Below are 24,746 nucleotides of genomic sequence, written 5' to 3'. Positions count from 1 at the left end.
GCCTATAGCACACTTTAATTAGTGGAAACTGGACATAGAGCAGTAAGCCCTACGGGAGAGTTTTGGGCCTAATTGATTAAAAATAAAATAAAACACATATGAAAATAAATAAATCTTTATTGATCTTAAGTATGCTCCTGACGGTATTTGTATCCTGCCAGGATAATAGCAAACAAAATCAAAATGATGAACTGGAAATGACTGAGGAGGCAGAAGGCCAGACTTTTGTAGAACGGCAAAACCAATCAGTAAATGATGTACAGGTCACCATAAAGGGAAATCCTGAACTGAGTACTTTCGCCAACAGGATGAATGTTACAGAACTAAATCTTGATGAGGAAGAAAACTATACGGTTTTTGCTCCCAGTAACAACGCTTACAGCTACCTGCACCGTGAGCACGGAGAAAATGTTCTTGACGATGTTGATTTTAATGATGAAATCAACTTTTTAATAGTAGAAGGAGAGGTCACGGCAGATTCCCTGAGAAATGGAATTGAGCAGAACAACGGAACCTTTTCCCTGCCTACCCTACAAGGGGAACATCTGCTGGTAAGTATGCAGAACGACAGCATTTTGGTAAGAGGCCGTGCCGGCGCCGGGGCAACCATTCTGGAATCTGATATTGAGGCAACCAATGGATTGGTTCATATCATAAGCGCGGTAATTTTACCCGGGGATGTCGAGACTAATGTGGAATTGCAGGAATAATAGAATACTAAAGACCCCACATAAAAAAACTGCGGAAAAATTTCTTTTCCCGCAGTTTTTTTATGTGGTATGAATTGGTTTTATATAATATTTACTTCCGGCTGAAGCTGAATCCCGAAAAGGTCGAATATCTCCTTTTGAATTTTTTTAGAAAGGTTCAGAATATCCTTGCCCGAAGCATTTCCGTAGTTCACCAGTACGAGCGCCTGCTTTTTGTGTACGCCGGCATCTCCTTCCCGGTAGCCTTTTAATCCGGCTTTATCAATGAGCCAGCCTGCGGGAACCTTTACATCAGTTTCTGAAAAAACATAGCCAGGCATTTCCGGAAATTTTCTTTTCAGTTCTTCGTATTTTTCCTTCGGGATCACCGGATTTTTAAAAAAGCTTCCACTGTTTCCCAGTTCCCGGGGATCGGGTAATTTGGACTGGCGTATCTCGATCACCGCATCTGAAACATTTTTTAAAGTAGGACTTTCAATGCCTTTTTCAGCTAAAAAAAGATCAATAGATCCATACGAGGTGTTCAGTTTGTGATTCCTCTTTGAAAGTCTGAAAATGACACTGGTGATAATATACTGGTCCTTTAAAGCATTCTTAAAAACTGAATCCCTGTATCCGAATTCACAACCGGAAAGGTCAAAATTTTCAAGTTCCAGGGTTTGTATGTGAAGGGCTGTACAGGACTCAAAAGTATCTTTGATCTCCACTCCGTAAGCTCCGATATTCTGGATTGGGGTGGTGCCTACATTTCCAGGGATGAGGGACAGGTTTTCGAGTCCGCCAAAATCCTGCGCAATGCACCAAAGCACAAAGTCGTGCCAGGTTTCTCCGGCCATCGCCTGGACGTATACTTCATCTTCGGTTTCCTTTAAAATCTCTTTCCCTTTTAAATTAACGTGAAGTACATTTTTGTCAATATCCCGGGTGAGGAGCATATTGCTGCCTCCCCCAAGAATAAAAACTTCTGAAGCATACTGTTTCGACAAAACAACTTTTAATTCTTCTACTGTTTCAACGGAAATAAATGTTTTGGCCGTGACGTCAATGCCAAAGGTGTTGTACTCCTTAAGAGACTTGTTGGAAACCGTTTGCATTAAGCTTTGTACTCTTTTAAAGCTACTTTTAAAATTTCTATGGATCTTAGCAGGTCTTCCTCTTTAAGTACATAGGCGATTCTCACCTGATTCAATCCTGTATTCGGAGTGGAATAGAAGCCGGCTGCAGGCGCGACCATGACTGTTTCATTGTTCAGCTGAAAGCTTTCCAGTAGCCATTTTGCAAAATCTTCGGCGTCATCAATGGGTAATTGGGCGATACAGTAAAATGCACCCATTGGCTTGGCTACTTTTACACCTTCAATTCCTTCAAGTCCTGCGATTAAGGTGTTTCTTCTGGAAGAATATTCTTCGATCACTTCATCAAAATAGCTTTGAGGAGTGTCTAATGCAGCTTCGCTGGCAATCTGGGCAAAGGTTGGAGGACTAAGTCTGGCCTGAGCAAATTTCATGGCGGTAGCCATCACCTGCTTGTTTTTGGAAGCAAGACATCCAATTCTCGCTCCACACATGCTGTATCGTTTGGAAACGGAATCAATCATGATAGCGTGTTCCTCCAGTCCCGGAATGCTCATGACCGAGTAATGTTTGGCTCCTTCGTAAGCAAATTCCCGATACACTTCGTCGGCTACCAGGAAAAGGTCGTGTTTCTTCACAATTTCAGCTAGTTGCTGAATTTCTTCCTGAGTGTACAGATAACCCGTCGGATTTCCGGGGTTACAAATTAATATTGCTTTTGTTCTGGGGGTGATGAGGTCCTCGAATTCAGAAATAGGAGGAAGGGCAAAACCATCTTCTATTTTTGATTTTACGGGTACTACTGTTACTCCCGATGAGGTTGCAAAACCATTATAGTTCGCATAAAAAGGCTCCGGAATAATTACTTCATCCCCGGCATCGGCAATACTTCCCATGGTAAAAAGCAGCGCTTCAGATCCACCGGTGGTTATGATCAAATCATTGGAAGATACTTTGATGTCGTGGTTCGTGTAGTATTGAGCCAGTTTTTCACGGTAACTTTCAAACCCTGCTGAGTGGCTGTAAGACAGCACGTCAATGTCATTATTCTTTACAGCAGCAAGGGCATTTGAGGGAGTTTTAATATCCGGTTGGCCAATGTTTAACTGGTATATGATTCGTCCTTTTTTAATGGCAGCTTCAGCGTAAGGAACTAGTTTTCTTATAGGAGATTCGGGCATTGAAAGCCCTTTTTTTGAGATACTCGGCATGGTTCTTTTTTTAAGCCTACAAAGTTGCAAAAATTAAATAATCTATTTGCTATTTTGAACAAAATTTGGGCTTTAAAGAAGGTGTTTTAGAAGAAAAAGAGAGGTATTATTAACTTTTCAATAATTGATAATTCGCCCAAGGTGGAAGAAAGGTTCAAAATCTTCAAATGCAACGGGCGGAAAATAAAAAACCTCTCCGGAATTTGGGAGAGGTTTTATGTCCAGGTATGCTGTGATTAGCTATTGTCCGGAAGAACTTTCCCTTTGATCTTTAAAGATTTTGCAGGTTCTTCGGCATTCGAATATACGGTAATGGTTTTTCTAATGGGTCCAACCCTTTTAGTATCATATTTTACCTGGATCTCGCCGGTTTCTCCGGGTTGAACAGGTTCTTCAGGTTTTTTAGGAACAGTGCAGCCGCAACTGGAGCTTACATTGGTAATTACCAGTGGGGTGTTTCCGGTGTTTGTGAATTCAAATGTCCTTACACCGTCACTTCCTCTTGCTATTTCACCATAGTCTATTACTTCAGACTTAAATTCCATTTTTGCAGTGTCTTGAGCCTGTACGGCGAATCCTACAAAAATAAAAATGGCCGTTGTGATTAAATTTTTCATACTATTTTGGTTTTAACACGATTGTAAATATACTTTGTTTCTTTTAAGCAGCAAATTATTTAGTTTCCATTTCTTTGCCTTTTTTAATCCTGAAGTTATATTTACTTTTGCTAAAATTATTCAAAAACCGCACCAAAGAATGTCTACAGCGTCACAATACATAGCTCAGGAAGTTGAAAATAAATGGTACAAATACTGGATGGACCATGGTTATTTCCATTCAGAAGTTGATCAAAGAGAGCCGTACACCATTGTGATTCCTCCGCCAAATGTTACGGGAGTCCTGCATATGGGGCACATGCTTAACAATACGATCCAGGATGTTCTTATCAGGCGTGCGCGTTTAAAAGGATATAACGCATGCTGGGTGCCGGGGACAGACCATGCTTCGATCGCTACAGAAGCTAAAGTTGTTGCGAAATTGAAAGCCGAAGGAATTGATAAAAACAATCTTAGCCGGGAAGAATTTCTGGAACATGCATGGGAATGGACGCATAAGCACGGCGGAATTATCCTGGAACAGCTTAAAAAGCTCGGGGCTTCCTGTGACTGGGAACGGACAAAATTCACCATGGATGAAAACATGTCAGCTTCTGTCATAAAGGTGTTCGTTGATCTTTACAATAAAGGAATGATCTACCGTGGCTACCGAATGGTGAACTGGGATCCGCAGGCGAAAACTACCTTGTCCGATGAAGAAGTAATACATCAGGAACGACAGGGATTCCTGTACTACCTGAAATATAAAGTCGAGGGGAGCGATGAGACCTTGACCATCGCTACTACCCGTCCTGAAACTATCCTTGGAGATACCGCAATATGTATAAATCCGAATGATGAACGATTTATGCACTTAAAAGGTAAAAAAGCCATCGTGCCGTTAAATAACCGCGTTGTTCCTATCATTGAAGATGAATATGTAGATGTGGAGTTTGGTACCGGGTGTTTAAAGGTGACTCCGGCGCACGATGAGAATGATAAGATGCTTGGGGATAAGCATAACCTTGAAGTAATTGACATCCTGAATGATGATGCTACTTTGAATTCCTTCGGAATGCATTATGAGGGAATGGACAGGTTTGAAGCGCGCAAGGCCATCGTAAAAGAACTGGAATCTTTAGGGATTCTCGTGAAGACTGAAAATCACGTGAACAAAGTAGGAACCAGTGAAAGAACCGGGGCTGTTATTGAGCCGAAATTAAGCGATCAGTGGTTTCTGAAAATGAAAGATCTGGCGCAACCCGCTTTGGATGCCGTGCTTGAAAAAGAAGTGAATCTTGTGCCGGATAAATTTCTGAACACTTACAAACACTGGATGGAGAATGTACGGGACTGGAATATTTCCCGGCAATTGATCTGGGGACAACAGATTCCTGCATTTTACTATGGGGAAGGAAAAGAAGATTTTGTAGTTGCTGAAACAAAGGAAGAGGCTTTGCAAAAGGCAATTGAGAAATCCGGAAACAGTGCTTTGACCGCAGATTCTCTGCAACAGGATAAAGATGCTTTGGATACCTGGTTTTCCTCCTGGCTGTGGCCAATGAGTGTCTTTAACGGAATCCTGGAACCCGATAATAAAGAAATCAATTACTACTATCCAACCAACGACCTGGTAACTGCTCCCGAAATTTTATTTTTCTGGGTAGCAAGAATGATCATTGCAGGATATGAATACCGCGGCGAAAAGCCATTTTCGAATGTGTACTTAACGGGAATTGTTCGCGATAAGCAGCGCCGAAAAATGTCCAAATCATTGGGGAATTCACCAGATCCTCTGGAATTGATCAATAATTACGGAGCCGATGGAGTGCGGGTAGGAATGCTATTAAGCTCTCCCGCAGGAAACGACCTGATGTTCGAAGAAGACCTGTGTAAACAGGGTAGTGGATTCGTGAACAAGATATGGAACTCCTTTAAATTGTTGAAGTCATGGGAAATTTCTGAAGATGCCAAACAAACGGAAGCTTCAAAAATTGCCATTTCCTGGTATCAGTCGAAATTTCAGAAAGCCCTGGCCGAGATCGAAGACCATTACAAAAAATACCGTATGAGCGACGCCTTGATGGCGACCTACAAGCTGGTTTGGGATGATTACTGTTCCTGGTTCCTCGAGATGATAAAGCCTGCTTACGGCGCTCCTATGGATGCGGTGACCTATAATGCCGCAGTGGAGATCCTGGAAAATAATTTAAAGATCCTTCATCCTTTCGTGCCTTTTATTTCGGAAGAGATCTGGCAGCAGCTAAAAGAACGTACCCCGGAAGAGGCCCTTATCATTGCATCCTGGCCAGAGCTTACACCTGCAGATGATAAGATCATTGCAGATTTTGCTGTAGCTTCTGAAGTGGTGTCGGGAATTAGGACGATCAGAAAACAAAAAAATATTGCTTTCAAGGATCAGATAGAATTACAGGTGTTGAATAATGAGGGATTCTCTGATGCTTTTAATCCGGTGATCGAAAAAATGGGGAATATTTCCATGATCAAAAATGTGGATCAGCAAATTCAGGGTGCCTTGTCCTTCCGGGTGAAATCCAATGAATATTTTATTCCTGTTTCCGGAGCAATAGACGTGGAGGCAGAAAAGGAGAAGCTAAACGAAGAGCTTGCCTATAACCGCGGATTTTTAAAATCAGTTGAAAAGAAACTTTCAAACGAACGATTTGTGAACAATGCCCCTGCAAAAGTGGTGGAAATCGAGCAGCAAAAGAAAAGCGATGCCGAGGCTAAAATCGAAGCGATCCTTGCGAGTCTGAAGTCGCTGGAATAAAGTGGAGAGTATTCAGTGGTCGGGGAGCGGTTACGGTGAATTAATTGTATAGCCTATCTTGAATGCGGTAGGTTGATCTGAGAAAACAACTATCCTCACCAATTGATTATTTGCTAAATGCTGTTACTTCTAGCTTGTGATTTTCAGGCTCTTCTCTAGTGGAAGAAAACGTATAACTGAATTTGAACTTTTCCAAAGTTCCAAACTTTGAAAAAGTTCATTTTCATGAATCTTTTGAAGACTCCTGACTTCCGCACTTTTTTTGATTTAAAAACATAAGTATCACATTTTTAGATGATTATTGTTTCGTAATTAGATTTTAGGGTGTCCTGAGGTGTTTTTTTGGTAATTTTGAGCATGTTTGTTCGAAAAAAGAAAAATCCAAGCGGAAAAATTAGTGTACAGGTTATTGATAAATCTTCAGGTAAGTATCGTGTTATACATACCGCAGGTAATAGTGCTGATAAAGAGGAAATAAATAATCTGGTTAAAACTGCTAAATCCTGGATTACCGATAGGGAAAGTACCCTGGAGCTTGATTTTTCAAATGAAAAAGAACAGATGGAGCTAATGCTTAATTCCATTACCGAATTAAAGCGTGTCGGTTATGATCTGTTGCTGGGAAGAATATTTGATGAAATTGGCTTTAACCAAATAAAAGATGATTTATTCAAAGACCTGGTGATCGCCAGAATTGCCTTTCCTAAAAGTAAGCTTAAGACAAAGGATTATCTGTACCGGTTTAAGCAAGTTCACTACGATGAGGATCAGATCTATCGGTATCTGGACAAGCTTCACGACAAACAAAAAGAGCTGGCACAACAGATCAGTTTTGAACATACTAAAAAGATCCTTAATCAGGATATTAGTGTCGTATTTTATGATGTGACCACTTTGTATTTTGAAATTGATCAGGAGGATGAATTGCGTAAGACAGGTTTTTCTAAGGAAGGAAAACATCAAAATCCGCAGATTGTCTTAGGGCTACTGGTCAGTAAACATGGTTACCCGCTAGCCTATGAGATTTTTGAAGGCAACAAGTTCGAAGGACATACCATGCTTCCAGTGGTGGATGCCTTCAAAATGAAATACAACCTGGACAAGCTTATCATTATTGCTGATAGTGGCCTACTCTCCCGAAGCAATATTGATAACCTTCAAGACAAAGGCTATGAATTTATATTGGGAGCCAGGATTAAAAATGAAACCCAGGATGTCAAGGACAAAATACTGGCACTTGATTTAAACCATGGAGACAGTGCTGTCATCAATAAAGGAGCCTTAAAGCTCATTATCACCTATTCGGAAGATAGGGCAAAAAAAGATCGCTACAACAGAGAAAAAGGCCTCAGGAGACTGGAAAAACAAATCCGAAGAGGGAAACTTACCAAATCTAACATCAACAACAGAAGCTATAATAAGTTCCTGAAACTCGAGGGAGAGATTACTGTGGCTATTGACACGGAGAAGCTTAGGCAGGATGCAAGATGGGATGGACTCAAAGGATATCTATCCAACACAAAACTGCCAAAAGAACAAATCATTGAGAATTACCAACACCTTTGGAAAATTGAGTATGCTTTTCGTATAGCCAAAACGGATTTAAAGATACGACCCATCTACCACCGACTACAAAAACGCATCGAAGCACATATTTGTATATCCTTCGTTGCTTATAAAGTATTTAAAGAATTGGAGCGGCAACTCAAGGCAAAGAAAGCTACTATAAGTGCTAACAAAGCCATAGAAATTGCGGAGAATATTCATGAAATAACCTTCGAACTTCCTAGCGGAAGCAAAATAAGTAAGCTGTTATTACTCATGCAAGAGCAAAAATATTTTGCTTCCTTAATAAAAATATAAGTCAGGGTGTCCCAGTGCGGAAGTCAGGAAAAAGTTCATTTTCATGAATCTTTTGAAGACTGAGGCGGAGGACTGGCCGCTGCAAATCAGTGGAGGGTATGAATACCTGCTAAACCGCTGAATACACACTATCAGGAGAGATTTTTTTTGCCTGTTTACGTGACTGAAGATATTGATTTTGGACGGAGCAAATATTGCAGAATCAATAAATTTATCCTGGTTTTCAGACTTTTAAGAAGTTTCCTAACAGGATTGTTTTGTGAAGACTGAAAAACTGAGGACTGAGAACTAAATGCTATTCCGTAATATATTCATTCACCATTTCGATGTATTTGCGCTTTGCTTCTTCCACACTTATGCCTTTAATTTGTAGCAGGGCATTTAGTTTAAAAGCATTCCTTACATCTTTTCTACCCGGGGGAGTGATATAAATACCGCTGCTTTCCGTAGCCTGTTTGTAATAGGCATAGAACATTAGCATAATGTCTGGCGGAAACTTCTGGGAAGTATTGCTCGCCTTTTCGTATGCTTCCTGAAAGGCAGTATCAAGATCTTTTTCTGAAGACATGTGGGTGTGGTTTCTATGATTTCCTGGCGAGTACGGTAATACCTCCCTTTACTTTCTGATTGAGAGTCACCTCCAGTTCAGTTCCGAGGGGTAAGTATACGTCTACCCGGGATCCGAATTTAATGAATCCACTATCGCTTCCCTGCACGACCTCCCTGCCGACTTCGGCATAATTGACGATCCTTTTTGCCAGGGCTCCTGCAATTTGCCTGTACAGGACTTCTCCGGTAATTTCATTCTCCACCACTACTGTGGTTCGTTCATTTTCTTCGCTGGCTTTCGGATGCCAGGCAACAAGATATTTTCCGGGGTGATATTTACTGTATTTTACTTTTCCGTTTACAGGATGTCTTGTGACATGTACATTAATGGGGGACATAAACACCGAAATCATTAATCTTTTATCCTTGAAATATTCCTTTTCAAAAACTTCTTCAATAACCACCACTTTCCCGTCTACAGGAGCAACCACATGGGTGTCGCTAATATCGGTTTTTCTTTCAGGGTTCCTGAAGAATTGTACGATGAGGAAGAAAAGGATGATGGTGCCAATGAGGATCACCAGTTTGATCCAATCGGTTAAAATGAATGCTTGTGCAGCCAGGTTTACCAGGATTAGTAAAACCACTGTAACTGCCATTATTTTGTATCCTTCTTTATGAAACATAATTCAATAGATGTAAATAACCATAAACAAATGGGCTGGAAAATATGATACTGTCAAGCCGATCTAATAATCCGCCATGCCCGGGCATTAATTTCCCGCTGTCTTTCACTCCTGCCTGTCTCTTGAACTTTGACTGGATAAGATCTCCCAGGGTGCCGAAAATACTCAGAATCACGGCAAGTCCTAACCAGGTAAGAATGTTTAGAAGGTCTGTTATTAAAAACACCACATAACTTCCAAGTGCAGCAAACACCAAACCACCTAAAAAGCCTTCTATGGTTTTATTAGGGGAAATGCGTTCAAATAATTTTCTCTTTCCAAAGTTCTTCCCTACAAGATATGCAAAAGTATCATTAATCCAAATAAGACTAAAGATTCCAATCACCAGTTCCGGGGTAAAATCACCGTTATAACTTGGAATAAGCGTAAGGAATATAAGGGAAGCAATTAAGTAGAAAATGATAATGACGTACTTCTTTTTTTCAAAGAGTGGTATTTTGTGCACGATCACAAGGTCCTTTACCAGGAACATATTCACAAAAATAGTGGTTAGTAAAAGTGCAGTAGTACCATACGGACTCAGCCGTGCATAGCTGAAGAAATAGAAAAGAGCTACTAATAAAATATAACTGAGTATGCTGGTAAGTCGCAGTAAACGTTGTAGTTCTCTAAGGCAGATGAAGCCAAATAAGAGGAAAAGTGTAGTGAAAGCAAATTCAGATGAGAAAATAGAGACTACGAGAATAGAAACATACATTACACCCGATAATCCCCTGATAATATTTTCCTTCATGTTACAAATCTTCCAAAAGTAGCAAATATAGGTTTTTTGTACTACTTCCGTAACTCATGAAGTCTCCTTCCTTGTTGTTTTCAAAATTTTTTATGGTGGTAATATTAGAAGGTATACGGTCCCGGTTTTTGAATTTGATTCCCCGAAGTCCTTCTCCAATAGCGTCTACCAATTGGCTGGTGGAGGCCAGGATTACGAAATTATAGGGTAATTCTCCCAGTTTCTTTTCCTTGATTTGATTTGAAGAAATCAAAATAGAGCCATCATTGGCTATTAAATATTCACAGGTGGAAAGAAAGAAGGCAGCTTCCCCTGAAAATGTAAATTCTAAATTATAATCTGCAAACTTCTCCCTTAATCCTGAATCAAAGCAACAAGATTTCTTTTCATACCAATCATTTTCCAACATAATATTGTCGAAAACTTCCATCACTTCCTCATTACTCTCACAATAAAGGAATTTCCCACCATTATTTTTGAAGTTGAGCATGAACCGCTCATCTGTGGGTAATTTTACGTCTGGCATATACTTGCTACGGTCAGAATTTTCTTGTTGATCCTGACCTTTGTCTGATTTAGATTTAGGGTTTAAAAAATTTCTAAATAGACTCATATAAGTTTTAAGTATTACGCTGAGTAGCATTTTAACCAAAGGTAAAAAATCTTAACTTATACTTTTAGTAAATTAAGATTTTTTACCGGTTCATCAACTATTTTTCTTCTGAAGTATTATCAGTAGTAACTTTTTCAGTTTCTGGACCTGTCGGAAGAGACTTCTCAGTCACTGTTTCTTCTCTTACCGGCACTTCTTTTTTAGCATTTTCACCACTCATGATCTCATCCCTGCTTTTGTAGGGTCTTTTTCCGAAGATTTCTTCCAGGTTATCCTTGAAAATAACCTCTTTATCGAGCAGGATCTCTGCCAGCTGAGTCAGCTTGTCTTTATTATCTTCCAGTAACTTAATAGCTCTCTGGTACTGTGTTTCGATTAGGTTAGAAATTTCCTTATCGATCAATTCAGCAGTTTTCTCACTGTATGGTTTGGTGAAATTATATTCCCCCTGTCCTGATGAATCGTGATAAGTAAGGTTTCCTACCTGTTCATTCAATCCATAGATAGTGACCATGGCTCTTGCCTGCTTGGTTACTTTTTCGAGGTCGCTTAAAGCTCCGGTAGATATTTTGTTGAACATTACCTTTTCGGCAGCACGACCACCCATTGCAGCACACATTTCATCCAGCATCTGCTCGGGCCTTACAATAAGTCTTTCTTCCGGAAGATACCAGGCGGCTCCAAGAGATTGTCCACGAGGAACAATAGTAACTTTTACCAAGGGTGCGGCGTGTTCCAGCATCCAGCTTACGGTGGCGTGACCTGCTTCATGGAAGGCGATGGCTTGTTTTTCTTCAGGAGTGATGATCTTGTTTTTCTTCTCCAGGCCACCAACTATTCTATCTACTGCATCGAGGAAATCTTGTTTCCCAACGGCAGTTTTTCCTTGACGGGCAGCTATTAAAGCAGCTTCGTTACACACATTGGCAATATCTGCTCCAGAGAATCCCGGAGTTTGTTTTGCCATAAATTCTGTATCAAGTTCGTCTGCCACTTTTTTAAGGGGACGTAAATGAACATCAAATATTTCCTGTCGTTCCCTAACATCGGGTAGGTCAACGTAGATCTGACGGTCAAACCTTCCGGCTCTCATCAAGGCTTTATCCAGTACATCTGCACGGTTAGTTGCGGCAATCACAATAACATTGGTATTAGTGCCAAAACCATCCATTTCTGTTAACAGCTGATTCAAGGTATTTTCCCGTTCGTCGTTAGAACCAGAGAAATTACTCTTGCCACGGGCACGCCCAATGGCATCAATCTCATCGATGAAAATAATAGCGGGCGACTTTTCTTTGGCCTGTTTGAACAGGTCACGTACTCGGGATGCTCCAACTCCTACAAACATCTCCACGAAATCTGATCCTGATAGAGAGAAAAACGGAACTTTTGCTTCGCCGGCAACAGCTTTTGCAAGCAAGGTTTTACCGGTTCCCGGAGGTCCTACCAATAAGGCTCCTTTTGGGATCTTACCTCCAAGGGCAGTATACTTATCAGGGTTTTTAAGGAAATCTACAATTTCCTGAACCTCTTCTTTTGCACCTTCCAGTCCTGCTACATCTTTAAAAGATGTTTTGACATCTGTATTCTGATCAAAAAGTTTTGCTTTCGATTTTCCAATATTGAAGATCTGTCCGCCAGCACCGCCACCGGCACCACCGCTCATTCTTCTCATGATGAAGATCCAGATCCCTATGATAAGGATAAACGGAAGAAGCGTAAGCAAGATATCTCCCCAAACGTTGTGTTGAGATTCAAATACTACCGGAGTATTGATATTCTGTTCTGCTTTTACTTCCCGAATGTCATCTTCAAGATTTTGAAGATCTCCAAATTCAAAAGTGTAATCGGGGGTGTCTCCTGAAGGAAATAATTCACTTTCGGTAGTTCCCTGATGTACTTCTTTCGATTTTGCTTCTTCTGAAAGAAAAACGCGTGCCTGATTTCTATTTACTATAACCACTTTTTCAACATCTCCGTTTTCAAGGAAAGTCAAGAATTCGGCAGGGTTTGTTTTTTCAGGTTCATTGAACCCACTTCCGCTAAAGAAGTTAATACCAAGGAAGATCAAAATGATTGCGCCATAAATCCAATATGCGCTAAACTTCGGCTTCTTTGGGTCCAGATTTTTCTTAGGTTGCTCTTTGGCCATTCTCTGTTACTTAAATATCTTAATAATTTGTTTCAATGGATGTTGTTTTGGCATCTCCCCACAGGCTCTCAATATCATAAAATTCCCTTATATGCCTCTGGAAAACATGTACTACCACGTTTACATAATCCATCAGGACCCATTCGGCATTATCAGATCCCTCTATGTGCCAGGGTTTGTCTTTCAGTGATTTGCTAACCGATTTCTGAATGGAATTTACTATGGCGTTTACCTGCGTATTTGAAGTTCCGTTGCAGATAACAAAATAATCACACACGGTGTTTTCTATGTCCCGCAGATCCAGGATATCTATGTCATTTCCTTTTACTTCCTCGATCCCTTTGATTATATGTGCAATAAGTATGTCGTTGTTCTTTTCTTTTTTTGCCATTAAATTTATTTCTTTGCGCAAAGTTATTACTTTTTGCTCTTTTTAAGAGCAGGTTTTCGTAACATTTAACGCCTGCATTATCTATAGTTTACATATGCATCTTATCAAAGTTAATGCCATCAAATCAACAAACTCGTTTGCGCGTGAAATGTTTAAGGAAAAACCTGCTGTAACAGCTACCTGTATTGTTGCAAAAGAACAGTTAGAGGGCAGGGGGCAAAGGGGCACCAGCTGGATGGCAAATCCGGGGCAAAACCTTACATTCAGTATTCTATGGCCTAAGCCCGATGTGACTCCGGGGCACCAGTTTTTGCTCAGTGCCGTGGTGGCTACAGCCATTGTAGAAAGCCTTCAGAAATTTAGTGTGCCAAGGCTGAAGGTGAAATGGCCTAACGACATTATGGCAGCAAACCAAAAGCTATGCGGAATCCTCATCGAAAATGTTATTTCTGATGGTAAACTGGCTGCTTCTGTAATTGGGGTGGGACTCAACGTGAATCAAACCGACTTTGGAGGATTACCAACTGCCGGATCGATGAAACTGCTCACAGGCCATAACTTCGATCTGGATGAAGTTCTGGAGGGAGTGCTGAAGTCCATTGAAGATGGTCTTAGTGCCATGAAACACCTTCAGGATGAGGACATCATGAAGGTGTACAGGCGTCAGCTTTTTCGTCTTGGAGTACCGTCTACGTTTCAGTTACCCGATCTTACCATGTTCACTGGAATCATTGAAGATGTTTCCGAAAGCGGAAAACTTCTGGTGAAAACGGAAAATGAGACTATAAAGGAATTTGAACTTAAAGAAATTAAACTTTGTTTTTAGGCTTAAAGTTTAGCTGTGTTTTCTGCCAGATTGCCAATAAACTTTTTTAAAGGTCCCTTTACCATCATTGACATCATGGCATTAAATTTTCCGTGGAAGAATAACTGTGCTTCGCTTTGGTTTTCCCCGGCGTCTCCAATAACAACATCAAGAGAGAAATTAAATTTATCTGAGGTTGAACCCAGCACGATCAAATCTGGTTCTCTTGTATCCTGAATTTGAAGTTGAATTTCGGGCATTCCTTTTAATGCAAAAGCAAAAGTGTCTTTTGATTTAACTTCAAATTTCTCTTTGCTTTCGGGCATGATTTGCTCGTAATTTTCCACGTCTGTCAGGAAATTATATAATTCCTGCTGGCTTTTCTGTACAGTTACTTTTTGACTTTCTAATTCCATAGTTTTTATTTTTTCCAGTTTGCAGGATCTTTTCTCCAATCCTGTAAAGTTTCAGCTTCAGACTGATTGATGTAATTCGTTTTTTGAGCTACCTCCAGGAGATATTGATAATTGCTCAAGGTATGCAGTTCAACATTGGCCTCTTTAAAGTTTTCTTCCGCAGTATCAAAACCATAAGAAAAGATGGCAAGCATTCCCTTTACATTTCCTTTGGCTTCTTTAATTGCCTTTACGGCATTGAGGCTGCTTTTTCCGGTGCTTATGAGGTCTTCAATAACCACTACCGTTTGTCCTTCTTCAAGGTTTCCTTCTATTTGATTCTGGCGGCCGTGAGATTTTGCCTCTGGTCTTACATAGATGAAAGGGCGGCCTAAATATTCCGCAACAAGCATTCCAATTCCAATGGCACCGGTAGCCACAGCAGCAATGACATCTGCCCGGCCGTACAACTCTTCTACCTGTTTGGCCATGTTCTCTCTCACGAAATTTCTAATTGGAGGGTAAGAAAGTATAATTCTGTTGTCACAGTAAATAGGGGATTTCCATCCGCTGGCCCATGTAAAACTTTCTTGTGCATCAAGTTTTATTGCTTTAATTTGCAACAATAACTCAGCAGTCTTTCTTGCTGTTTCTTTATCTAAAATCATACTGCAAATGTATAAAGTTTTTGTAAATGATATTCCTATAATTCTTTCTACAAAAGAGGATATGGGTGAAAAATATACTTCCATACCTCTAAAGAAAGCCGAATTTAAGGCAATTATTAAAAATATCACCAACGGTAGGCTGCTCTATGTGAATTTGTACCATAAAAAAGAGGAGAAGCTTATTAAACATCTTTTAAAAAAATTACCTGTGGTGACTGCTGCAGGTGGTCTTGTTTTTAACCAAAAGGATGAGATCCTGTTTATTCACAGAAATGGCAGGTGGGATCTTCCAAAGGGTAAAGTTGAAAAAAAGGAAAGTCTGGAAGAAGGTGCCATTAGAGAAGTAGAGGAGGAAACAGGAGTAAAAGATCTTGAGATCACCGAATTTTTGCAGGAAACCTATCATATTTTTCAGCGAAACGGAAAGTATAAACTTAAGGTAACCCACTGGTACAGGATGAAAACCGATTATACGGGGCCTCTTGAACCTGAAGAAAGCGAAGGCATCAAAAAAGTGAAATGGAAAAATTCTGATAAAGCCAAAAAGGCTCTCGAAAAATCGTACGGGAATATCAAACTTCTTTTTCCTGAAGAATACTTATCTGGCTACGCGAAAAATTGGGTATCGTAAATGAGCTTTTTCGTAATGATCAGATTGTTTGTGTAGCCATTCCAGTTGTGCATACCAGCTGGCGGCAAATTCGCTGTCGTTTTGCTTTTTCTGAATAAACTCTTCCTCGATCTCGGGGTAATCCTCCAGGAGTTCTTCAGCAATATCTTCAAAAACATAAGGTGAAAAACCTTCTTTTTGCTGAAGAATGCTGTCGAAGAAATTCCAGTTGAAGAAGGAATCAGGAGCTTCCGGCTCCAGGGTTTCCAGGAGATATCTTATAGCAGGTTGATCTGTAGGGACAAAAATGTCACCTTCTCTTATCTTTATTTCAGTGGTACTTTTTTCTACCCTGGTATCATAATGAAGGTAATGTCCTTCATAGGGTGAATTCCTGGTTTGATATTCAGCTATGCGATAGGACTCTGCCTGTAAGACCGTATCTTTCTCGTAAACCTGCATCTTTACCTGATTTGCTTCCAATAGATCAATAACATTCCACCATCCCTGCGGAATGATATATCCCTTCGGAATCTTTACCTGTTGGGTGGGTTTGAAGTTATTGTAGTAGGTAACTTCTTTGGTAAATGGCTGGGTAGTATCGTATTCCAACCGCTGAAATCCGGTTATTTCACTTCTGATCTCCCGGCCTTCATATCCTTTAAACTGCAACGTAGATGGTTTTGTACTGTCGGGAATAAAATTGAATTCAAAATTGGTTATTTTTCTGGAGTTCCTGTTCGCCTGTGCACGCATTCTTTTGATGAGCTTCGTGTCCTCGTCAGTAATGTCGATCATAGACCGCATTAATTCGTATGTACCCAAAACTCTTTTGTCGTAAGGTTTTAGCATGTGCGTTTCTACCATCATTCCAAGGGTATTCCAGAGGCTGGTGTATCCCGTGGAGTATCTTGGCAGATCCAGAAACTGAGTAAAGCCTTTTTCGGGCACCTCGTTGAAAACATTCACATAGGGAGTAATATCCCACTCTTTTCTTTCAAGGGCTTTTCTAAGGCCGGGCATCATCTCTGTATGGAGATATTTTCCGAGGTCTCCTCCCAGTTTATTATGCTGTGTGAATAAATGAGTGAGGGTATATTGGTAATCGGCGCCATTGCTTACGTGGTTGTCAATAAATACATCGGGCTTTACTGTGTGAAAGATTTCGTAAAAGGCGAGGGTGTTTCGCGTGTCGGCTTTGATAAAATCTCTGTTAAGATCATAATTTTGGGCATTCCCTCTGAATCCGTAGCTTTTAGGGCCATTCTGATTGGTGCGTGTAGTTGAATTTCTGTTTAAAGCACCACCAATATTATAGACGGGAATAGTGGCAATCACGGTGTTTTTAGGAACTGTAATAGAATCCTGTGCCAGATCGCGGAACAACATCATAGTAGCATCAATCCCATCACTTTCTCCCGGATGAATTCCGTTATTGATCAAAAGGATACTATGATCTTGTCGTAACTCCTCAAGATCAAAATTTCCGTTTGGACTAAAGATTGCGAGATGCAATGGCTCTCCACTGTCTGTGATCCCCATCTCCTGAATGCTCACATTAGAATAAACTGCAGCCAGATTACTGTAGTATTCGATAACTTCCGGGTAAGTGGCTGTTTCTTTTCCTTCAGATTTTTCAAAAACCGTATCAAAATCATAATCTGTTTCAAGAATATAATTAGAAAAATCACAGGCACTAAAAATGAATAAAAGGAGTAGAACAGGGAAAAATCTCTTCATCTGGTACATATTGTTAGGCTGTAAACTTAGCCAAAAAGTCTAAAAGCAGCCAATATTAAACTTTATTCCGGCGAAATAGATTCCTGTTAAAGAAAAACTAATAGCTGTCGCAAACTTTTTTACAACCTAATTTCCGACTAATTTTAAAAAAAAATTTTATGAAACGTATTAAAAATCTGTATTTCCTGTTGTTTTTGCTGGTATTTCATTTTGCTGCATTTGCACAGGTGAATGAGGATCTAAGTGAGGAACGGAAAAATGAATTAGCCAATCGTCCTCCCGATGTTGTGGAAACTGCTGTTGGTCCTTTGACATTGGTACCTCCTTTTTCTTCGGAATCGGTGGAAAAGGAAAGTAAGGTCATCGGCTGGCCTGAAGATAAAACGCCCAAAGCTCCGGAAGGGTTTAAAGTGATCCGTTTCGCCGATGGTTTTCAGCATCCCCGTTGTACTTACATTGCGCCCAATAACGATATTTTTGTAGTCGAAGCGAATACCGAAAACAGTGCCGACAGAATCAGCATTTTAAGAGATACCGATGATGATGGTATGCCAGATGAACGCGGAATTTTTATGGAAAATTTAAATCAGCCTTATGGAATGCTGATTTTGGATGGTTATTTTTACGTAGCAAATACAGACGGACTTTACCGGTATCCATATGAGCCCGGCCAGATGAAAATAGAAGCCGAAGGTGAAAAGATCGTAGAACTTCCTGCAGGAGGATACAATAATCACTGGACCCGTAATTTACTGGCTGGAAAAAACGGAGATAAAATATACATTTCCGTTGGTTCTGCCAGTAATGTGGGGGAATATGGAATGGACAGGGAGGTGCGACGCGCAAATATCCTTGAAGTAAATCCTGACGGATCTGGAGAAAGAGTTTTTGCAGCCGGACTAAGAAATCCGGTGGGGATGGACTGGAATCCGGTGACCGGGGAATTATGGACAGCCGTAAATGAACGGGACAAAATCGGTAATAATCTGGTGCCCGATTATATTACGAGTGTACAGGAAGGTGGCTGGTATGGCTGGCCTTATTCTTATTTTGGGCAAATTCAGGATCCGCGTTGGGCAGAAGATCCGCATATGGAGCTGGTAGAAAAAACAATAGTGCCAGATGTTTCCGTGGGACCGCATACAGCATCACTCGGACTCGAGTTTTACACACACGATCAATTTCCGGAGAAATATAAGAACGGAGCTTTTGTAGGACAACATGGTTCCTGGAACCGTGCAGAATTTTCAGGCTATAAAGTAGTTTTTGTTCCTTTTGAAAATGGAAAACCGCAACAACCGGAAGATTTTCTTACAGGATTTATAGCCAACGAAGAAAGAAGCACCGTATACGGCCGGCCGGTTTGCGTAACTACGATGCCCGATGGTTCTTTGCTGGTCAATGACGATGATGCAAACATAATCTGGAAAGTTTCAGCTGAATAAAAATTTTACTATTGGAAAAGAATATCCTCATTTTTTTACTGCTTTTTTGCTCCGGAAATATATTTAGCCAGCAAGTAGAAGGAACCGTCCTGAACGCTGCTTCTGGAGAACCCATGGCCAGTGTTGCCATTAAAGTGGCAGATGCAACAACCGGAACCGTATCTGCAGAAGACGGAAAATTTTCCCTTGTGGTATCCAGGCTTCCGGTAAGGCTCGAATTCTCTGCGCTGGGATTTGTGAATAAAGAACTAACGGTGCGAAATGCAGCGGAAGAGCTTACGGTGTATTTATTTCCGGAGGCAGAAGCACTTTCCGAAATTGTGCTTCGCAGTACCATAATTCCTAACGAGCTGCGACAAACACCGGCAGCTGTAAGTATCATTTCTGAAACAGATTTTGAGCGTTTTGATGAAACAAATATTGTGAAGGTCATCAACACGGCACCCGGAGTATATGTGCACCAGGGGGCTTTAAACACAAATAAACTTAGTATTCGCGGGATTGGTGCCCGTTCACAGTACAGCACCAACCGCGTAAAAGCATATTTTGAAGAAATTCCCATTTCAACAGCCGAAGGGGAAACCACTTTGGATGATATTGACCAGTCGATGATAGAACGGGCAGAGATCATAAAAGGCCCTAACTCGAGCGTTTATGGCGCAGGACTGGGTGGCGTGATCAATCTCTACGCCGCAGATGCAGACGAGGACGGGACGCAGGCGAGCACCCGACATACCTTCGGGAGTTTCGGACTCATGAAAAACACAGTCAAAGCTGCACATGCTTCCGGATCTACCAATCTGGTAGCCGCATATAATCATCTTGAAAGTGATGGCTTTCGGGAAAACGGCGACTATGAGCGGGATTCCTTTACTGTTCACGGCCGAGTGAGCGGGAGTGATAACGGTACGCTCTCTGTTTTGGCTCAGTTTACAAGACTTATGGCGTATATTCCAAGTTCTTTAAATAGGGAAACTTTAGAACATGATCCCTCTTCCGCAGCTTACACCTGGGGTGCTGCTCAGGGGTATGAATCCTATGACAAAGGTTTGTTCGGCTTGTCTTACCGGCACAATTTCTCCGATAATTTTTATAATACCACCAGCATCTTTATGAATTTCAGGGATGCTTATGAACCGCGACCATTTGATATTCTGAAAGAAGAACAAGTAGCGACCGGTGCCAGGACAAAATTTAACTTCGGAATTGATCTCGCCGGAATAGAAACTGAATTCAGCGTGGGATCTGAAATTTACCGCGAATGGTATGACACGGCCACTTTTGAGAACTTATATGAGGATTTTCCAGGAGAGGGAAGTGTTGCCGGGAATAGCCTTAGCAACAATAATCAGGACAGGAATTACTATAACTTCTTTGCACAGTGGAATTTTGCCTTTTCAGAAGCATTTCAGCTGGAAACGGGAGTAAATCTCAATACCACGAAATACAAACTTACAGATCTTTTTAACCGTGATGAGGTAGATCAATCGGGTGACTACAGGTTTGAAACGATTCTTTCTCCGCGGATGGGAGCGGTTTATAATGTTTCTGAAAATAAAAGTGTTTATGCCAGTATTAGCCACGGATTTTCAACACCCACCGTTGCTGAAACTTTGACTCCTGAAGGGCAAATCAATACAGATTTAGAGCCAGAAACCGGAATTAATTATGAGGTTGGTTTTAAAGGAAACTGGCTCAACAACCAGTTATACACTGAAGTAGCTTTGTTTTCGATCCAGGTGGAAAATCTTTTGGTTGCAGAACGTGTAGGGCAGGATCAATATATTGGGCGTAACGCCGGAAAAACAGATCACAACGGTATAGAATTTCTCCTGAACTACAATTTCGATCTAACCCGGGGCATCCAGGCGAGACCCTATGTCAATGCTGCTTTTAACTTCTTCGAATTCGATGAGTTTACAGATGACGGAATCGATTACTCCGGAAACAAACTTCCCGGAGTACCCGAAAGAAGCATCACCGCAGGATTCGACATCTTTACCGATCCCGGCTTCAATTTTCATGCTGTTTTTCAGCATCAGGGAGAGATGCCGCTGGATGACGCCAACTCCGGATTCAATGACAATTATAACCTGCTTAACCTGAAAGCATCGTATAATCTAAATTTGCCGGGAGGTTTTGAAACCCAGTTTTTCGGCGGAGTCAATAACATCTTTGATGAAGCTTATGCTGCGAGTATCATCCCCAACTCCGTAGGCTTCGGAGGTTCAGCTCCCAGGTATTATTATCCCGGAAACCCAAGGAATTACTTTGGAGGAGTGCAACTGAAGTATTTGTTTTGAAATTGTGATGAAGTGGCGGAGTGAAGATGTGAAGGAGTGACATGCTAGGGAAATTAGTTTATGCACTTGTGGAAAAACGAAACAAAGATTACTTCCTCACCACATCGGGCACCATAAAGGTGTAATCACCGCCGTTTCTAATGACATCCCTTACAATGCTGGATGAAATATGGCTTTTTCCGGAGGAAGTGATCAGGAAGACGCTTTCAATTCCGGAGAGTTTAAAATTCGTTTGTCCGATGGCTTTTTCATAATCAAGATCAGTTCCACTACGCAGGCCGCGAAGGATGAAAGGAGCGTCCTGTTCTTTGCAAAAATCTACTGTAAGTCCGTTGTAGGTTGTAACTTTTATCCTCGATTCATTTTTATAGGTTTCCTCTAGAAAACGAACCCTGTCTTCCAGTGAAAACATATATTTTTTATCTGCATTGATCCCAATGGCCAGGATGATTTCATCAAATAAAGGCAAGGCTCGATCGATAATGTCTGTATGTCCTAAAGTGATAGGATCAAAAGATCCTGGAAAAACCGCTTTTTTCATAATGTCTTTTTCAGGTTTTTTAAATAAGATAAAGATCATGTATTTTAAATTGCTGCCTCTATTGCATTTCCGAAGAGATCCTGCAAAGAAATTCCTGCAGCTAATGACTGCTGAGGTAAAATACTGGCTTCGCTTAACCCGGGGGTGGTATTCATCTCGATGAAATGCGCCTGATTATTATGAAAAATAAATTCCGATCGGGTGAAACCTTTCATCTTCAGCTTGGAATAAATGAGCTTTGCTGCTTCCTGTACTTCCGAAGTTTGCTCTTCTGAAATTCTGGCCGGGGTTATCTCCTGTGATTTTCCGAGGTATTTTGCTTCATAATCGAAAAATTCATTTTCTGAAATTATTTCAGTTACCGGCAAGGCCAGTATTTTTCCTTCGTACATCACGACTCCTACGGAAACTTCTGTCCCGTCCAAAAAAGACTCTATGATAATCTCGTCATCCTCTTTAAAAGCTGTTTTTACTGCAGGAATAAGGTCGTCTTCATTTTTTACTTTGGTAATTCCGAAGCTGCTCCCCGCTTTATTGGCTTTCACAAAACAGGGCAAACCTACTTTTGCGATGATTTCTTCAGGATGCACCTCTTCCCCTTTATTCAGAAAATAATTGGTAGCAGTTTTTACGCCGTAGGGTTTTAAGACACTTATCAAATCCCGTTTATTAAAAGTGAGTGCCGCCTGATAAAATCCGCAGGTAGTTTGAGGGATTCCCAGCAATTCAAGATAAGCCTGTAAGAGTCCATTTTCCCCGGGAGTACCGTGAATGGTATTGAAAACACAATCAAAAGCGATGAGCTTCCCTTTGATGGTTACGGTGAAATTACTTCGGTTAATGGGGTAGGGAGTGTCATCATCGGCAACCACAAACCATTCTTTTTGAAGAATGTGTACCCGATAAGGATTGTATTTGCTGCGGTCAAGGTTCTTATAAACGACATTTCCGCTGTTGATGGAAATGCGGTGCTCATTAGAATAACCACCCATTGCGATGGCAATATTTTTCTTCATTACAAATAATACATAGTAAGTTCCGTTAACAAAAGTAGGACTATAAAATGAATGTCTGCAAAACCACCTGATTTTATATCTTTGTTTTTTTAAAGAACTCTATGAATTTCATTAAATTTCTTTTCAGTAAAACCTTTTTGCTGCAAATAGTTTTAGCCGTTGTGGCTCTGGTTTTAATTGTATTTATCACGCTTCAATGGCTGGATTATTCCACCAATCAGGATCAGCGTATTGAAGTGCCGAACCTTGCGAGGCTAAGTCTGGACAAGGTAGACGAGCGGCTGGAAGAGTTGGAGCTGCGCAGGGAGATTCTGGATTCGGCCAATTATAATCCTGATTATCCACCTTATTCAGTAATAGATCAGGTGCCACTTCCTGGAAAATATGTGAAGGAGGATCGAAAGATCTATCTAACCCTGAATCCTTCCGGATATCGAACCATTGAAATTCCCGCGAACCTGATACGAAGAACGAGAAGACAAGTAGAACCCACGTTGAGATCCATTGGCTTTGAAATTGGGTCGATTACCTATAAACCCGATGTTTCTAATGATGTTTTGGAATTACGCCATGAAGGCAAGAAACTGGAGCCCGGAACAAAACTGAAGGAAACTTCTAAAATTGACCTCGTAGTAGGGGATGGTTCTGAAAGATATGAAATGGAAGAGGAATCAGAAGAAAGTATAGATGAATTTGAAAGCGAGGAATATGAACTCTGAATATAATAACCCAGAACCTGAAGAAACTGATGATGAACTTTATGAGCATCATAAATTTGTAGCCGATAAAGGTCAGCAGCCACTTCGGGTGGACAAGTACCTTATGAATTATATCGAAGGTGCTACCCGAAATAAAATTCAGACAGCCGCGAAGGATGGTAACATCTATGTGAACGAAGTAGCTGTAAAATCAAACTACAAGGTGAAACCGGGAGATGTGGTACAGGTGATGTTCGAGCATCCTCCCTATGAATTCCTGCTTACTCCCGAAAATATTCCACTTGACATCGTTTATGAAGATGATGCTCTGCTCGTGGTGAACAAACCTGCCGGAATGGTAGTGCATCCGGGCCACGGAAACTACAGCGGAACATTAATCAATGCTCTGATCTATCATATTGATAACCTACCGCAGAACAGCAGTGAACGCCCGGGACTGGTACATCGAATCGATAAAGATACCAGCGGACTTCTGGTAGTAGCAAAGACCGAACAGGCAATGACCAAACTTTCAAAACAATTCTTTGACAAAAGCAGTGAGCGAGAATATGTTGCCATTGTATGGGGAAATGTGGAGGAAGATGAAGGGACTGTAGAGGGGAATATTGGACGCCATCCTAAAAACCGACTTCAAAATACCGTTTATCTTGGAGATGATGAAGATAAAGGAAAACCAGCGGTTACCCATTTTAAGGTGCTGGAACGTTTGGGGTATGTAACACTGCTTTCCTGTAAACTGGAAACAGGAAGAACCCACCAGATCAGGGTTCATATGAAACATATAGGGCATACGCTTTTTAATGATGAACGCTACGGAGGTGAAAGGATCCTGAAAGGCACTACTTTTACAAAGTACAAGCAATTTGTGGAAAATTGTTTTAAGATTCTTCCTCGTCAGGCTTTGCACGCAAAAACCCTCGGCTTTAAACATCCGGTTTCAGGAGAATGGATGAGCTTCGACACCCCGATTCCGGAAGATATGCAGGAATGTATCGAGAAATGGAGAAACTATTCAAAGAACCAGAAGGAGGTTATAGAGTGATCTCGCTGAATAGTGCTATTGTTTAAATAATGTT

The 24,746-nt window shown here is 40.9% G+C and carries 23 protein-coding genes; 9 read left to right on the top strand and 14 right to left on the bottom strand.

Annotated features, from left to right (window positions below):
- Nucleotides 1-98 precede the first annotated feature (98 nt).
- A complete protein-coding gene (locus IE056_RS16710) occupies nucleotides 99-710 on the top strand; it encodes a fasciclin domain-containing protein (RefSeq protein ID WP_189606063.1) in 612 nt (203 codons plus the stop codon).
- Between the two features lie 80 nt (nucleotides 711-790).
- On the opposite strand, the gene murB is transcribed toward IE056_RS16710, so the two are convergent.
- The 3 genes from murB to IE056_RS16695 form a co-directional block, all read right to left on the bottom strand.
- Nucleotides 791-1,804, bottom strand: a complete 1,014-nt coding sequence (gene murB, locus IE056_RS16705) for a UDP-N-acetylmuramate dehydrogenase (protein ID WP_189606061.1) — start codon at nucleotides 1,802-1,804, stop codon at nucleotides 791-793.
- Nucleotides 1,804-2,994 (bottom strand): pyridoxal phosphate-dependent aminotransferase, encoded by a 1,191-nt coding sequence (locus tag IE056_RS16700; RefSeq protein ID WP_189606059.1) that lies wholly within the window; start codon nucleotides 2,992-2,994, stop codon nucleotides 1,804-1,806. Before IE056_RS16700 ends, murB begins: the two co-directional genes overlap by 1 nt.
- A gap of 236 nt (nucleotides 2,995-3,230) precedes the next feature.
- Nucleotides 3,231-3,611, bottom strand: a complete 381-nt coding sequence (locus tag IE056_RS16695) for a DUF1573 domain-containing protein (RefSeq protein ID WP_189606057.1) — start codon at nucleotides 3,609-3,611, stop codon at nucleotides 3,231-3,233.
- Between the two features lie 139 nt (nucleotides 3,612-3,750).
- On the opposite strand from IE056_RS16695, the gene IE056_RS16690 reads away from it, so the two are divergent.
- Together IE056_RS16690 and IE056_RS16685 are read left to right on the top strand one after the other, a co-directional pair.
- Complete coding sequence (locus IE056_RS16690) at nucleotides 3,751-6,381, top strand: valine--tRNA ligase (protein ID WP_189606055.1); 2,631 nt, start codon at nucleotides 3,751-3,753, stop codon at nucleotides 6,379-6,381.
- Nucleotides 6,382-6,738: 357 nt separating this feature from the next.
- On the top strand, nucleotides 6,739-8,244 hold the full coding sequence (locus IE056_RS16685; protein ID WP_189606053.1) for an IS1634 family transposase: 1,506 nt from the start codon (nucleotides 6,739-6,741) through the stop codon (nucleotides 8,242-8,244).
- A 295-nt stretch (nucleotides 8,245-8,539) separates the two neighbouring features.
- Here the strand turns inward: IE056_RS16685 and IE056_RS16680 are convergent, their stop codons facing one another.
- The 6 genes from IE056_RS16680 to rsfS all read right to left on the bottom strand — a co-directional run bounded on the left by IE056_RS16680 (nucleotide 8,540) and on the right by rsfS (nucleotide 13,428).
- Entirely contained in the window at nucleotides 8,540-8,812 is a 273-nt protein-coding gene (locus IE056_RS16680; RefSeq protein ID WP_189606052.1) for an acyl-CoA-binding protein, read from the bottom strand.
- Nucleotides 8,813-8,825: 13 nt separating this feature from the next.
- Nucleotides 8,826-9,479, bottom strand: coding sequence for a phosphatidylserine decarboxylase family protein (locus IE056_RS16675; protein ID WP_189606050.1), 654 nt, complete (start codon nucleotides 9,477-9,479; stop codon nucleotides 8,826-8,828).
- Nucleotides 9,469-10,272 carry a phosphatidate cytidylyltransferase gene (locus IE056_RS16670; RefSeq protein WP_189606048.1) on the bottom strand — a complete coding sequence of 268 codons (804 nt, stop codon included), beginning with the start codon at nucleotides 10,270-10,272 and terminating at the stop codon, nucleotides 9,469-9,471. The genes IE056_RS16675 and IE056_RS16670 overlap by 11 nt, the downstream gene beginning before the upstream one ends.
- Before the next feature lies 1 nt (nucleotide 10,273).
- Nucleotides 10,274-10,885 carry an LUD domain-containing protein gene (locus tag IE056_RS16665; protein ID WP_189606046.1) on the bottom strand — a complete coding sequence of 204 codons (612 nt, stop codon included), beginning with the start codon at nucleotides 10,883-10,885 and terminating at the stop codon, nucleotides 10,274-10,276.
- 97 nt (nucleotides 10,886-10,982) lie between these two features.
- Nucleotides 10,983-13,037, bottom strand: coding sequence for an ATP-dependent zinc metalloprotease FtsH (ftsH, locus tag IE056_RS16660; protein WP_189606044.1), 2,055 nt, complete (start codon nucleotides 13,035-13,037; stop codon nucleotides 10,983-10,985).
- 19 nt (nucleotides 13,038-13,056) lie between these two features.
- Nucleotides 13,057-13,428 carry a ribosome silencing factor gene (gene rsfS, locus IE056_RS16655; protein ID WP_189606042.1) on the bottom strand — a complete coding sequence of 124 codons (372 nt, stop codon included), beginning with the start codon at nucleotides 13,426-13,428 and terminating at the stop codon, nucleotides 13,057-13,059.
- Between the two features lie 94 nt (nucleotides 13,429-13,522).
- Between rsfS and IE056_RS16650 the strand changes: the two genes are divergently transcribed.
- Entirely contained in the window at nucleotides 13,523-14,254 is a 732-nt protein-coding gene (locus tag IE056_RS16650; RefSeq protein ID WP_189606040.1) for a biotin--[acetyl-CoA-carboxylase] ligase, read from the top strand.
- A 2-nt stretch (nucleotides 14,255-14,256) separates the two neighbouring features.
- Here the strand turns inward: IE056_RS16650 and IE056_RS16645 are convergent, their stop codons facing one another.
- Both IE056_RS16645 and pyrE read right to left on the bottom strand, forming a co-directional pair.
- On the bottom strand, nucleotides 14,257-14,649 hold the full coding sequence (locus tag IE056_RS16645; protein ID WP_189606038.1) for an SRPBCC family protein: 393 nt from the start codon (nucleotides 14,647-14,649) through the stop codon (nucleotides 14,257-14,259).
- A gap of 5 nt (nucleotides 14,650-14,654) precedes the next feature.
- The gene (gene pyrE / locus IE056_RS16640; protein ID WP_189606037.1) at nucleotides 14,655-15,296 is read right to left on the bottom strand and encodes an orotate phosphoribosyltransferase; all 642 of its coding nucleotides are present in this window, start codon (nucleotides 15,294-15,296) and stop codon (nucleotides 14,655-14,657) included.
- A 7-nt stretch (nucleotides 15,297-15,303) separates the two neighbouring features.
- Here pyrE and IE056_RS16635 point away from each other — a divergent pair, with 7 nt between their 5' ends.
- Nucleotides 15,304-15,927 carry an NUDIX hydrolase gene (locus tag IE056_RS16635; RefSeq protein WP_189606035.1) on the top strand — a complete coding sequence of 208 codons (624 nt, stop codon included), beginning with the start codon at nucleotides 15,304-15,306 and terminating at the stop codon, nucleotides 15,925-15,927.
- Here the strand turns inward: IE056_RS16635 and IE056_RS16630 are convergent.
- Nucleotides 15,895-17,646 carry a M14 family metallopeptidase gene (locus tag IE056_RS16630; protein WP_189606033.1) on the bottom strand — a complete coding sequence of 584 codons (1,752 nt, stop codon included), beginning with the start codon at nucleotides 17,644-17,646 and terminating at the stop codon, nucleotides 15,895-15,897. The genes IE056_RS16635 and IE056_RS16630 overlap by 33 nt on opposite strands.
- A 158-nt stretch (nucleotides 17,647-17,804) precedes the next feature.
- On the opposite strand from IE056_RS16630, the gene IE056_RS16625 reads away from it, so the two are divergent.
- Together IE056_RS16625 and IE056_RS16620 are read left to right on the top strand one after the other, a co-directional pair.
- The gene (locus IE056_RS16625; protein WP_189606031.1) at nucleotides 17,805-19,091 is read left to right on the top strand and encodes a PQQ-dependent sugar dehydrogenase; all 1,287 of its coding nucleotides are present in this window, start codon (nucleotides 17,805-17,807) and stop codon (nucleotides 19,089-19,091) included.
- Between the two features lie 11 nt (nucleotides 19,092-19,102).
- Complete coding sequence (locus tag IE056_RS16620; protein WP_189606029.1) at nucleotides 19,103-21,394, top strand: TonB-dependent receptor; 2,292 nt, start codon at nucleotides 19,103-19,105, stop codon at nucleotides 21,392-21,394.
- A gap of 88 nt (nucleotides 21,395-21,482) precedes the next feature.
- On the opposite strand, the gene coaD is transcribed toward IE056_RS16620, so the two are convergent.
- On the bottom strand, nucleotides 21,483-21,935 hold the full coding sequence (gene coaD / locus IE056_RS16615) for a pantetheine-phosphate adenylyltransferase (RefSeq protein ID WP_189606027.1): 453 nt from the start codon (nucleotides 21,933-21,935) through the stop codon (nucleotides 21,483-21,485).
- 44 nt (nucleotides 21,936-21,979) lie between these two features.
- Nucleotides 21,980-22,951, bottom strand: a complete 972-nt coding sequence (locus IE056_RS16610) for a D-alanine--D-alanine ligase (RefSeq protein ID WP_189606025.1) — start codon at nucleotides 22,949-22,951, stop codon at nucleotides 21,980-21,982.
- A gap of 101 nt (nucleotides 22,952-23,052) precedes the next feature.
- On the opposite strand from IE056_RS16610, the gene IE056_RS16605 reads away from it, so the two are divergent.
- Nucleotides 23,053-23,670 carry a PASTA domain-containing protein gene (locus IE056_RS16605; protein ID WP_189606023.1) on the top strand — a complete coding sequence of 206 codons (618 nt, stop codon included), beginning with the start codon at nucleotides 23,053-23,055 and terminating at the stop codon, nucleotides 23,668-23,670.
- Entirely contained in the window at nucleotides 23,660-24,712 is a 1,053-nt protein-coding gene (locus tag IE056_RS16600; RefSeq protein WP_189606021.1) for an RluA family pseudouridine synthase, read from the top strand. The genes IE056_RS16605 and IE056_RS16600 overlap by 11 nt, the downstream gene beginning before the upstream one ends.
- Nucleotides 24,713-24,746: the final 34 nt, after the last annotated feature.

The sequence above is a fragment of the Salinimicrobium marinum genome (assembly GCF_014651535.1).
Classification (GTDB): Bacteria; Bacteroidota; Bacteroidia; order Flavobacteriales; family Flavobacteriaceae; genus Salinimicrobium; species Salinimicrobium marinum.
The sequence above is the reverse complement of the archived record's forward strand: the minus strand, read 5'-3'. Positions and strand labels throughout refer to the sequence as shown.